Origin of the sequence: Rathayibacter sp. AY1D5, from assembly GCF_002932515.1 — a bacterium.
Classification (GTDB): domain Bacteria; phylum Actinomycetota; class Actinomycetes; order Actinomycetales; family Microbacteriaceae; genus Rathayibacter.
The window spans coordinates 62,849-74,824 of record NZ_PSVU01000005.1; the positions used below are offsets into that span (position 1 = coordinate 62,849).

Genomic DNA, 11,976 nt, shown 5'->3' on the forward strand with positions numbered 1-11,976 from the left:
GGTCGGCCCGCCCGGCTCAGTGCGCCATCGGGAGCGGCGCGTCCGACTCCGCCGGGCGGCGGACGAAGAACGCGGCCACGATCGCGACCGTCGCGATCGACGCGCCCCACAGGAACGCGGAGTGGATGCCGCCGGCGTAGGAGGCGACCTCGTCGGCTCCGCCCTGCGCGAGCTCCGCCGACCGGATCGAGAGGACGGTGACGAACAGCGCCGTGCCCGCCGCGCCGCCCAGCTGCTGCACGGTGCCGATGATCGCGCTGCCGTGCGAGTAGAGCGAGGGGCGCACCGAGCCGAGACCGGCGGTGAACAGCGGAGTGAAGACGAAGGCGAGGCCCAGGCTGAGGGTGACGTGCAGCGAGAGGACGAACCAGGGCGACGAGTCCGCCGCGAGCAGGGTGTACCCCCACAGTGCGCCGGCGACGACGATCGAGCCGGGCACGAGCAGCACGCGCGGGCCGAAGCGGTCGTAGCCGCGGCCGACGAACGGCGCGAGCAGGCCCATCAGCAGGCCGCCGGGGAGCAGGAGCAGCCCGGTCTCCAGCGGAGTGAGGCCCAGCACGTTCTGCGTGTAGAGGGGCAGCAGGATCAGGGTGCCGAAGAGCGCCGACATGCTGACCGCCATCATCGCGATGACGATGGTGAAGTTCGCGGAGGAGAAGGTCCGGAGGTCCAGCAGGGCCCGGTCGGTGCGCTGCAGCAGCAGCTGGCGCGCGATGAAGCCCGCGAGGCCGAGACCCGCGACGACGAACGGGATCCACGGCGCGACGACCGCGGCTCCGCCCTCGCCGAGGCTCGACAGGCCGTAGACGAGGCCGCCGAAGCCGAAGACCGAGAGGACGACCGAGAGCGAGTCGATCGGGATGGAGCGGGGCTCGGTGACGTTCTCGACCTTGCGCAGGCCCAGGAGCAGCGCGCCGATCGCGATCGGCAGCACGATCCAGAACATCCAGCGCCAGCCGAGGAAGTTGAGGATGACGCCCGAGATCGTCGGTCCGACGGCCGGAGCCACCGAGATGACGATCGAGATGTTGCCCATCATCCGGCCGCGGATCGCCGGGGGCACCAGCGTCATCACGGTCGTCATCAGCAGCGGCATCATGATGGCCGTGCCGCCGGCCTGCACCACGCGGGCCGCCAGGAGGACCGCGAAGGTCGGGGCGAGCGCGGCGGTGAGGGTGCCGAGGCTGAAGAGGATCATCGCGGCGGCGAAGAGCGTGCGGGTGTGCAGCCGCTGGATCAGGTAGCCCGTGATCGGGATGACGACGGCCATCGTGAGCATGAAGGCGGTCGAGAGCCACTGGCCCACGTGCGCCTCGACGTCGAAGTCGCGCATGAGGTCGGGCAGCGCCACGCTCATGATCGTCTCGTTGAGGATCACGACGAACGCCGACACCAGCAGGAGGCTGATGACCAGGCGGCTGCGCGGCTCGAGGGTCGTGGCGGCGGCGGGTGCGGCGGGCCGCGCGGCGGGAAGGGTGCTGCGCTCGGTCACAGGTGTTCTCCGGTCGTGAGGGGGATCGGTGTGAGGGGCGCATCGACGGCTCGACTCGCGGGCGCGGATGCGGGGTACGGAGGGAGAACAGCGGCGGACGCCCCGGACATTCCCGACCGACGGGGATCCGCTGCGAGAGGTCTCAGGCGAGGACCGTGGAGAGCGCGGAGGACGCGGCCTCGGCCTCCTCGAGCGTGGCGCCCTCGCCGAAGCTGAACCGCACGGCGGTCCGGGCGACGTCGGGGTCGAGGCCGAGGGCCAGCAGCGCGGGCGAGGGCTCGTCGCGCCCGGCGGCGCACGCCGAGCCGCTCGAGACGACGACGCCGCGCTCCTCCAGCTCGAGGAGCGTCGACTCGCCGCTGCGCCCGGGGACGGCGTACGCGGCGATCGAGGGGAGCCGGTGCGCCGCGGAGCCCAGCGGCACGGCCCGGGGCGCCAGGGCCGCGACCCGCTCGGCGAACGCGTCCCGGACCGCTCCGACCCGCGCCGCGCGGTCCGGATCGAGCAGGCGCACCGCGGTGCCGAGCGCGACCGCGAAGGCCACGTTCTCGGTGCCCGAGCGCCGCTCCCGCTCCTGGCCGCCGCCGTGCAGCAGGGGCTCGAACGGGAGCCGGCTGCGCAGCAGCAGCGCCCCCACGCCCTTCGGCGCCCCGAGCTTGTGCCCCGAGACCGAGACCGCGTCGGCGCCCCAGCCCGCGACGTCCAGCCAGCCGGCGGCCTGGACGGCGTCCACGTGCAGCGGCACGCCCCGCGATCGGCAGAGCGCCGCTATCGCCGGAACGTCCTGCACCGTCCCGATCTCGTTGCTCGCCGCGAGCACCGAGACCAGTGCGGTGTCCGGCCGGACCAGCGCGGCGAGCGCGTCGAGGTCGAGCAGGCCGGTCGCGTCGACGGGGGCCGTCGACACCTCGAAGCCGTGCAGGCGCCGGAGGTGGTCGGCCGACTCGACGGTCGCCTCGTGCTCGAGCGCCGAGATCACCAGGTGCCGTCCGCGCGGCGATCCCAGCGCGAGGCCCTTGACCGCCGTGTTGATCGACTCCGTGCCGCCGGAGGTGAAGAGCGTCTCGGAGGAGCGGCCGCCGAGGAAGCGGGCCACGTGAGCGCGCGCCGCCTCCAGCGCGCGCGCCGCGGCGTCGCCGAGCGAGTGGCTGCTCGACGGATTGCCGTACTCGGCGGTGAGGAACGGCCACATGGCCTCCAGCACCTCGCGGCGCACGGGCGAGGTCGCGGCGTGGTCGAGGTAGATCACTCGACCGCGATGTCCAGGCCGAGGTCGAGCGAGCGGACGCTGTGGGTGAGCGCGCCGACGGAGATCACGTCGACCCCCGCCTCCGCGATCGCGCGCACGGTCGAGAGGTCGACGCCGCCGCTCGCCTCGACCACGGCCCGCCCGCCGATGAGGGCGACGCCCTGGCGGAGCAGCTCGGGGGTGAAGTTGTCGAGCATGATCGTGTCCGCGCCTCCCGCCAGCGCGGGCTCGATCTGGTCGAGCCGGTCGACCTCGACCTCGAGGTGCGCCGTGTGCGGGATCGAGGCGCGCGCCGCCCGCAGGGCCGCGGTCAGGTCGATCCCGCGCGCGGCGAGCACCGCGAGGTGGTTGTCCTTCGCTAGCACCGCGTCCGAGAGCGAGAAGCGGTGGTTGCGGCCGCCGCCGCTGCGGACGGCGTGCCTCTCGAGCGCGCGCAGGCCCGGCGTGGTCTTGCGGGTGTCGACGATGCGGGCGCGCGTCCCCTCCACCGCGGCGACGTACTGCGCCGTCAGGGTGGCGATGCCGCTCATCCGCTGCACGAGGTTGAGCGCGACCCGCTCGCCGCGGAGCACGCCGCCCGCGGGGCCCTCGATCCGGGCGAGGGTCTGCCCGGCCTCGAAGACCGCGCCGTCCTCCACGAGCACCGAGCAGCGGATCCGGGAGTCGACCTGCCGCATCGTGCCGACGAGGACGGCGCCGCCGCTGAGGACGCCGGGCTCGCGGGCCACGAGGGCGGCGCTCGCGGTGGCGTCCGCGGGGAGGAGGGTGTCGGAGGTCAGGTCGCCCCAGGGCGCGTCCTCCTCGAGGGCGAGGGTGACGACGCGGTCGATGCTCTGGCGGGTCAGCACGGAAGGGCCGCCTCTCTGGTGGGGGCGGCGGCGCTCGCCGTCGCGGGGTCGGGGGAGTCGATGCGGTGGTGGGCGCCGACGGAGTGCGTGCGCGCGAGCGCGGCGTCGATGAGAGCGAGGGCGCAGGTCAGCAGGTTCGCGTCCTCGAGCGTCCTCAGTCCGAGCGGAGCGGGCGAGGCGGAGGCGACGAGCGTGCCGCGCGCCGCTGTGAGCCCCGCCGCGTCCCGGGAGAGGCCGGCTCCCGCCCACATCGCGTCCTGGAGAGCGGTGCGGTCGAGCGTCATCGGGACGACGGCGCGGGGAGGGGCGACCGGGCCGCCGCTCCAGGAGAGGGAGTCGAGGGCGAGCGCCGCGCGGCGCGCGAACACGACGCCCTCGAGCAGGCTGTTGGAGGCGAGGCGGTTCGCGCCGTGGACGCCGGTGCGGGCGACCTCGCCGACCGCGAGCAGCCCGGGGAGGCTGGTGCGCCCGTCCAGGTCGGTCGCGATCCCGCCCATCCAGTAGTGCGCGGCCGGAGTCACGGGCAGCAGGTCGTCGGCGAGCGAGAGCCCGTTCTCGCGGCAGGCCGCCGAGATCGTCGGGAACCTCTTCGCCAGCACCTCGGGGGCGATCGCCCGGGCGTCCAGGTGCACGGGCAGTCCGCCCTGCAGCCGCATCCGCTCCGCGATCGCGCGCGCCACGACGTCGCGCGGCGCCAGCTCGGCCTCGGGGTGCACCCCTGCCAGGAACCGCTCGCCCGCGGCGTCGCGCAGCACCGCGCCCTCGCCGCGCACCGCCTCCGAGACGAGGAAGCCGCCCGGCAGCGCGAGCGTGGTCGGGTGGAACTGGTAGAACTCCAGGTCCGCCGTCTCCGCTCCCGCCCGCAGGGCGGCGGCGAGCCCGTCCCCGGTCGCGACGGACGGATTGGTGGTGTGCCGGTAGAGCTGCCCGGCGCCTCCGGTGGCCAGCACGACCGCGTCGGCCGCTAGGCGCTCGAGCACGCCGTCGTGCAGGACGTCGGCGCCCGTGACCGAGCCGCCCTCCCGCACCAGGTCGACCAGGGCGGCGTGCTCGCGCACCTCGACCGACGAGGCCCGCACCGCCGCCACGAGAGCGGCCTCGATCGCGGCGCCCGTCGCGTCGCCGCCGGCGTGCAGGATCCGCGGACGCGAGTGGGCGCCCTCGAGTCCCCGCGCCAGCTCGCCGCCCTCGCGGTCGAAGCCGACGCCCCACTCCTGCAGCACCGCGACCGCCTCCGGCCCCTCGGCGCAGAGCACCTCGACCGCCGAGCGCACGGCGAGGCCCGCACCGGCGGTGAGCGTGTCCTCCACGTGCAGCGCCACGGAGTCGCCCGGCGCCGTGACCGCGGCGATCCCGCCCTGCGCGGCGCGCGTCGACGACTCCGCCAGCGCGCCCTTGGTGACGAGCAGCACCTCGTGGCGGCGCTGCGCCGTCAGCGCGGCGACCAGCCCGGCGATGCCGCTGCCGACGACGACGACCCGCGCCATGTCAGACCGCCGCCGGCCCGGCGGGCGGAACGGCCGCGAGCATCCGCTCGAGGGCGATGCGCGCCTCGGCCTGCACCGACTCCGCGACCTCGATCCGGTTGAGCACCGTCCCCGCGACCAGTCCCTCGAGCACCCAGGCGAGGTAGCCGGGGTGGATGCGGTACATGGTCGAGCAGGGGCAGACCACGTCGTCGAGGCAGAAGATCGTGTGCTGCGGGTACTGGACGGCGAGGCGCTGCACCAGGTTGATCTCGGTGCCGATCGCGAAGGTCGATCCCGCGGGTGCCGCCTGGATCGCCTTCACGATGTAGTCGGTCGAGCCGTACTCGTCGGCCGCGTCGACGACCGCCATCGGGCACTCCGGGTGCACGATCACGCGCACGCCCGGGTGCTCGGCGCGCGCCTTCGCGATCTGGGCCGTCGTGAAGCGCTTGTGCACCGAGCAGAAGCCGTGCCAGAGGATCACCTGCGCGTCCAGGAGCGTCGCAGTGTCGGAGCCGCCCTGCGGCTTGCGCGGGTTCCACATCGGCATCCGCTCCAGCGGCACGCCCATCGCCTTGGCGGTGTTGCGGCCGAGGTGCTGGTCGGGGAAGAACAGCACCCGCTGCCCGCGCGCGAACGCGTCCTCGAGAACGGTCGCCGCGTTCGAGGAGGTGCAGACCACGCCTCCGTTGCGGCCGCAGAACGCCTTCAGCGCGGCCGAGGAGTTCATGTACGTGACCGGGACGAGCGGCACGCGGCCGTCGGCGTCCGGCTCGGTGCCGTAGAGCTCGGTGAGCTCGGCCCAGGCGTCCTCGACGGAGTCGATGTCGGCCATGTCCGCCATCGAGCAGCCGGCCGCCAGGTTCGGGAGGATCACGGCCTGCTCCGGTCCGGAGAGGATGTCGGCCGTCTCCGCCATGAAGTGCACGCCGCAGAAGACGATGGCCTCGGCGTCGGGCCGGCTCGTCGCCGCCTTCGCCAGCTGGAACGAGTCGCCCACGTAGTCGGCGTACTGCACCACCTCGTCCCGCTGGTAGAAGTGCCCGAGCACGACGACCCGCTCGCCGAGCGTCTCCTTCGCCGCGAGGATGCGGTGGTGCAGCTCGTCGGCGCTCGCCGTCGTGTACTCCTCCGGCAGACGTCCCTGGACCGGGGCGTCGGCCGGGATCGGGTCGGCCTGGGAGGCGCCGGGCCCGTAGGCGGGCAGGCCGAGGTCGAACGACCAGGGGGCCTCCGCGAGCTCGGGCGCGCAGGTGGCGCCGGGCGCGGAGCCGCCCTCGATGAGCCGGATGGTGCTGTCGACGGATGTCACGGTGTTCTCCTCGTGAGGCGGGTGGGGGAGTCGGGCGGCGCGCTCAGACGGGCAGCGGGCCGTTGTCGGCGAGCGCCGCCGACTCGTCGTAGCGGTAGAGGCGCGGGGGACGGTGGCGGGTGCCCGTCAGGCGCTCCCCGGTGGGCACCACGGTGCCGGAGCTCTCGATCGTCCGGCGGAAGTTGGCCGGGTCGAGGGGCTTCTGCAGGACGGCCTCGTGGACCTCCCGCAGCTGGGACAGGGTGAAGGCGCCGCCGAGGAAGGCCTGCGCGATGCGGGAGTACTCCATCTTGTTGCGCAGGCGCCAGAGGGCGTAGTCGACGATCAGTCCGTGGTCGAAGGCGAGCTCGAGCGGCAGATCGGTGCAGAGCCAGGCGACGTTCTCTCCCACGATGGCCTCGTCGGCCTCGGCGGAGCGCACGAGCGCCCAGTAGACGATCGACACGACGCGGTCCTCGCCGGGGGAGCGGTCGGTGCCGCCGACGGCGTAGAGCTGCTCGAGGTAGCGCGGAGCCAGGCCCGTGGTCTCGCGGAGAGTGCGGCGGGCCGACTCGGCGAGATCCTCGTCCGGATGCAGCGGTCCGCCGGGCAGTGCCCAGAGTCCCTCGAACGGCTCGCGGATGCGCCGGACGACGGGGATCCAGACGGTGCTCGCTCCGGTCTCCGGGTGCGGCCGCAGGGCGAAGATCACCGTCGACACGGCGAGCTGCACGTCCGGCATCCGATGCCCCCTACTAAGAGTCGCACCGACTGTAAGTGCTGGGATCACCTTAGTGTCACCAACACCTGAACACCTAGCGGGAGAAGCGACACGCCGCTAAGGGCCCGCCCCGCCCGCTAGGCTGACCGCACAACCGAATACCGGGCCGCAATACGCGACGCGGGAGAGCCGACTCCGGTCGGCACCGAAGGAGCAAGCCTCCCCGCCAATCTCTCAGGTCTTGTACCGCGTCGAACTGGCCACTCTGGAAAGCGATCCGCTCGGATCCGCCCATGGTGAAAGCGCTCGACCCCTCGGGGCGGCGCGAATCTCTCAGGCTCCACGACAGAGGGGGAGTTCCCACGGCACTGCTGTGCTCTGCCGCGAACGCGGCGCGAGTCCAGCACTGCGACGAAATGGAGAACTCATGTCCGAGACCCCGACGACCAGCCCCGAAGCCCGCTACTCGCCCCTGCACGAGGTGCACGTCGCCGCCGGCGCGTCCTTCACCGACTTCGCCGGGTGGCAGATGCCGGTCCGCTACTCCGGCGATCTCGCCGAGCACCACGCCGTGCGCACCGCCGCCGGCCTCTTCGACCTCTCGCACATGGCCGAGATCCTCGTCGTCGGCCCCGAGGCGGTCGACGCCCTCGACTACGCGCTGGCGAGCGACATCTCGGCCGTCGCCGCCGGCCGCGCGAAGTACACCCTCCTCCTGGAGCGCACGGGCGGCGTGATCGACGACCTCGTCGTCTACCGCACGGGCGAGGACCGCTTCATGGTCGTCGCGAACGCGGCCAACCGGCACATCGTCGTCGAGACGCTCCGCGACCGCACCGCGATGTTCGAGTGCGAGCTGTTCGACGAGAGCGACGACGTCGCCCTCATCGCGCTGCAGGGCCCGCGCTCGCTCGAGATCCTGCAGAACGTCCAGGGCCTCGCCGTCGAGACCGAGCGGGGAGCGGAGTCGGTGCTCGACACGGACGACGCCGCCCGCCTGCTCGCGGAGCTGCGCTACTACCGCGCCGTGCCCGCGACCTTCGAGGCGCACCCGATCCTGATCGCGCGCACCGGGTACACAGGCGAGGACGGCTTCGAGATCTACGTCTCGCCCGACTCCGCTCCCGCGCTCTGGCAGGCTCTCGCCGAGACCGGCGCCGGAGCGGGCCTCGTCCCCGCCGGCCTCGCCGCCCGCGACACCCTCCGCCTCGAGGCGGGCATGCCGCTCTACGGCCACGAGCTCTCCCGCGACGTCTTCCCCGCACAGGCCGGCCTCGGCCGCGTCGTCGCCTTCGGGAAGCCGATCGACTTCGTCGGCCGCGCGGCCAGCGAGGAGGGTCCCTCCGGAGAAGCTCCTGTGCTCGTCGGGCTCGTCGGCGAGGGCCGCCGCGCCGCCCGCGCCGACTACACCGTCCTCTCCGGCGACGACGAGGTCGGAGTGGTCACCAGCGGCGTCCTCTCGCCGACCCTGGGCGTCCCGATCGCGATGGCCTACGTCGCCCCCGCCTCCGCGCAGCCCGGGACGGCGCTCGCCGTCGACATCCGCGGCACGCGCCTCCCGATGACCGTCACCGAGCTCCCCTTCTACTCGAGAAAGAAGAACTGACATGGCCGTGCCCACCGAGCTGCAGTACACCTCCGACCACGAGTGGATCCGGGTCGACGGAGAGGTCGCGACCGTCGGCATCACCGCCTACGCCGCCGACAAGCTGGGCGACGTCGTCTTCGTCGAGCTCCCCGAGGCGGGAGCCCGCGTCGAGGGCGGCAGCGTCGTCGGCGAGATCGAGTCGACCAAGTCGGTGGGCGAGCTGTTCGCCCCCGTCGACGGCGAGGTCCTCGAGGCCAACACGGCCGTCGTCGACAGCCCCGAGCTCGTCAACTCCGATCCGTTCGGCGAGGGGTGGCTGATCCGGGTCCGCTTCGACGCCCTGCCCGACGGCCTCCTCGACTCCGCCGCCTACACCGAGCTGGTCGGCGAGTAGATGGCGGCCACCAGGACCCCCGGCGCCTTCGAGTCCCGCCACATCGGGACCGACGCCGACGCGCAGCGCACCATGCTCGCGGCTCTCGGCTACGACTCCGTGGAGGAGCTCGTCACCGCCGCCGTCCCCGAGTCGATCCAGGTCCGCGACCTCCCGCGGGTGCTGCCCGCTCCGGCCACCGAGACGGAGGCGCTCGCCGAGCTGCGCGCCCTCGCCGCGAAGAACACGGTGCGTCGGCCGATGATCGGCCTCGGCTACTACGGCACGCACACCCCCGCCGTGATCAAGCGCAACGTGCTCGAGAACCCCAGCTGGTACACGGCCTACACGCCGTACCAGCCCGAGATCTCGCAGGGGCGCCTGGAGGCGCTGATCAACTTCCAGACGATGGTCTCCGACCTCACCGGCCTCGACACGGCCGGCGCGTCGATGCTCGACGAGGGCACCGCCGTCGTCGAGGCGATGCTGCTCGCGCGCCGCGCCTCGAAGGCGCGCACCGACGTCTTCGTCGTCGACTCCGACGCTCTCCCGCAGACCCTCGCGCTGCTGCGCGGCCGCGCGGAGGCCGTCGGCATCCGCATCGTCGAGCTCCCTCTCTCGCGCACCGCCGCGGAGGAGGTGCCGGAGTGCTTCGGCGCCCTCGTGCAGTACCCCGGCGCGTCCGGGCACCTCTGGGACCCGTCGGCGGTGCTCGCCGCGGTGAAGGCCCACGGCGGCCTGGCCGTCGTCGCCGCCGACCTGCTCGCGCTGACCCTGGTGCGCTCGCCGGGCGAGCTCGGCGCGGACGTCGCGGTCGGCACCACGCAGCGCTTCGGCGTCCCGCTGGGCTTCGGAGGACCGCACGCCGGCTACCTCGCCGTCCGCAAGGGACTCGAGCGCCAGCTGCCCGGCCGCCTCGTCGGCGTCAGCCAGGACGCGGACGGCCACCCCGCCTACCGCCTGTCCCTCCAGGCCCGCGAGCAGCACATCCGCCGCGAGAAGGCGACCTCGAACATCTGCACCGCGCAGGTCCTCCTGGCCGTCATGGCGGCGATGTACGCGGTCTACCACGGGCCGGACGGGCTCGCCGCGATCGCCGAGCGCGTGCACGGCCGGGCCGCGCTCCTCGCGCGCCTCCTCCTCGACCGGGGCCACTCCCTCCGGCACGCCGACTTCTTCGACACCGTCTCGGTCGTCGTGCCCGGCGGCGCGGAGGCGGCGGTCGCCCGCGCCCGCCAGGCCGGCTTCGACGTGCGCCTGGTCGACGCCGACACGGTCTCGGTGTCGATCGACGAGACGGTCACCGACCTCGAGGTGATCGCCGTCGCGACCGCCGTCGGGCAGCTGGACTCGTCGTTCGGCTTCCTCAGCGGCTCCGCGCGGAGTATCCCCGCCGAGCTCGACCGCCGCACGCCGTTCCTCGTGCACCCGGTCTTCAGCAGCCACCACAGCGAGACCTCGATGATGCGCTACCTCAAGCGCCTCGCCGACTCGGACTACGCGCTGGACCGCGGCATGATCCCGCTCGGCTCCTGCACCATGAAGCTCAACGCCGCCACCGAGATGGAGGCGGTCAGCTGGCCCGAGTTCGCGGACCTGCACCCGTTCGCCCCCGAGGCGGACGTGCAGGGCTCGCTGGCGCTGATCGACCAGCTGGAGGGGTGGCTCGCCCACCTCACGGGCTACGACTCCGTGTCGCTCCAGCCCAACGCCGGCTCGCAGGGCGAGCTCGCGGGCCTGCTGGCGATCCGCGGCTGGCACCGGTCGAACGGCGACGAGGACCGCACGATCTGCCTGATCCCCTCGAGCGCCCACGGCACCAACGCCGCGAGCGCGGTCCTCGCCGGCATGCGCGTCGTCGTCGTGGCCTGCGACGAGCTCGGCAACGTCGACCTGGACGACCTCCGGGCGAAGATCGCCGAGCACGCGGGCTCCCTCGCCGCGCTGATGATCACCTACCCGTCGACCCACGGCGTCTACGAGCACGAGGTCGCCGAGATCTGCCGCCTCGTCCACGAGGCCGGCGGACAGGTGTACGTGGACGGCGCGAACCTCAACGCGCTTCTGGGCTTCGCCCGCTTCGGAGACTTCGGCGGCGACGTCTCGCACCTCAACCTGCACAAGACGTTCTGCATCCCGCACGGCGGAGGCGGTCCCGGCGTCGGTCCCGTCGCCGCGAAGGCGCACCTCGCGCCGTTCCTGCCCGGTCACCCGCTCGCGCAGCGGCTCGAGCACGGCGTGGGCACGCAGGGCGAGCGGATCGTCCACGGCGGCGCACCGGTGTCGGCAGCGCCCTACGGCAGCCCCGGCATCCTGCCGATCTCGTGGGCGTACGCCCGGATGATGGGCGAGGGGGGCCTGCGGGCCGCGACCGGGGCGGCCGTCCTCTCGGCCAACTACGTCGCCGCGCGCCTCCGCGAGCACTACCCGGTGCTCTACACGGGGGACAACGGGCTCGTCGCCCACGAGTGCATCCTCGACATCCGTCCGCTGACGGCGGCGACCGGAGTGACCGTGGACGACGTCGCCAAGCGCCTCGTCGACTACGGCTTCCACGCCCCGACCATGAGCTTCCCCGTCGCCGGGACCCTGATGGTCGAGCCGACGGAGAGCGAGGACCTCGCCGAGATCGACCGCTTCATCGACGCGATGATCGGGATCCGGGCGGAGGCCGACCGCGTCGGCTCGGGGGAGTGGCCGGTGGACGACAACCCGCTGCGCGGCGCCCCGCACACCGCCGAGTGCCTGACGGCCGAGGAGTGGACGCACCCCTACAGCCGCGAGCAGGCCGTCTACCCGGTCCGCTCGCTGGTGCGCGGCAAGTACTGGCCGCCGGTCCGCCGGATCGACCAGGCTTACGGCGACCGCAACCTCGTCTGCGCCTGCCCGCCCATCGAGGCCTTCGCCTGATCCGCCCGCACGCGCTCGTCCGCAACCGAGGGTGA

Annotated in this window: 9 protein-coding genes and 1 riboswitch; of the genes, 3 read left to right on the forward strand and 6 right to left on the reverse strand. The window is 73.4% G+C overall.

Features of this window, described 5'->3' with window-relative positions:
* Positions 1-16 precede the first annotated feature (16 nt).
* The 6 genes from C5C82_RS02655 to C5C82_RS02680 form a co-directional block, all read right to left on the reverse strand.
* Positions 17-1,492 (reverse strand): DHA2 family efflux MFS transporter permease subunit, encoded by a 1,476-nt coding sequence (locus C5C82_RS02655; protein ID WP_104222964.1) that lies wholly within the window; start codon positions 1,490-1,492, stop codon positions 17-19.
* Positions 1,493-1,634: 142 nt separating this feature from the next.
* Positions 1,635-2,741: a cysteine desulfurase family protein gene (locus C5C82_RS02660; RefSeq protein ID WP_104249543.1), complete on the reverse strand. Its 1,107-nt coding sequence runs from the start codon at positions 2,739-2,741 to the stop codon at positions 1,635-1,637.
* Positions 2,738-3,589 carry a carboxylating nicotinate-nucleotide diphosphorylase gene (nadC, locus tag C5C82_RS02665; RefSeq protein ID WP_104249544.1) on the reverse strand — a complete coding sequence of 284 codons (852 nt, stop codon included), beginning with the start codon at positions 3,587-3,589 and terminating at the stop codon, positions 2,738-2,740. The genes C5C82_RS02660 and nadC overlap by 4 nt, the downstream gene beginning before the upstream one ends.
* The gene (nadB, locus tag C5C82_RS02670) at positions 3,583-5,076 is read right to left on the reverse strand and encodes an L-aspartate oxidase (RefSeq protein WP_104354570.1); all 1,494 of its coding nucleotides are present in this window, start codon (positions 5,074-5,076) and stop codon (positions 3,583-3,585) included. The genes nadC and nadB overlap by 7 nt, the downstream gene beginning before the upstream one ends.
* 1 nt (position 5,077) lies before the next feature.
* Entirely contained in the window at positions 5,078-6,370 is a 1,293-nt protein-coding gene (gene nadA / locus C5C82_RS02675) for a quinolinate synthase NadA (RefSeq protein ID WP_104222968.1), read from the reverse strand.
* A gap of 43 nt (positions 6,371-6,413) precedes the next feature.
* Positions 6,414-7,091 carry an NUDIX domain-containing protein gene (locus C5C82_RS02680; RefSeq protein WP_104291543.1) on the reverse strand — a complete coding sequence of 226 codons (678 nt, stop codon included), beginning with the start codon at positions 7,089-7,091 and terminating at the stop codon, positions 6,414-6,416.
* 150 nt (positions 7,092-7,241) lie between these two features.
* Positions 7,242-7,329, forward strand: a riboswitch (glycine riboswitch).
* Positions 7,330-7,497: 168 nt separating this feature from the next.
* Between C5C82_RS02680 and gcvT the strand changes: the two genes are divergently transcribed.
* Genes gcvT through gcvP form a run of 3 tightly spaced genes read left to right on the forward strand, consistent with a single transcriptional unit; the run spans position 7,498 to position 11,941 of the window.
* Entirely contained in the window at positions 7,498-8,676 is a 1,179-nt protein-coding gene (gene gcvT / locus C5C82_RS02685) for a glycine cleavage system aminomethyltransferase GcvT (protein ID WP_104294979.1), read from the forward strand.
* Between the two features lies 1 nt (position 8,677).
* A complete protein-coding gene (gene gcvH / locus C5C82_RS02690) occupies positions 8,678-9,052 on the forward strand; it encodes a glycine cleavage system protein GcvH (RefSeq protein WP_104237541.1) in 375 nt (124 codons plus the stop codon).
* On the forward strand, positions 9,053-11,941 hold the full coding sequence (gene gcvP, locus C5C82_RS02695; protein ID WP_104354571.1) for an aminomethyl-transferring glycine dehydrogenase: 2,889 nt from the start codon (positions 9,053-9,055) through the stop codon (positions 11,939-11,941). It abuts the gene before it with no gap.
* Positions 11,942-11,976 lie beyond the last annotated feature (35 nt).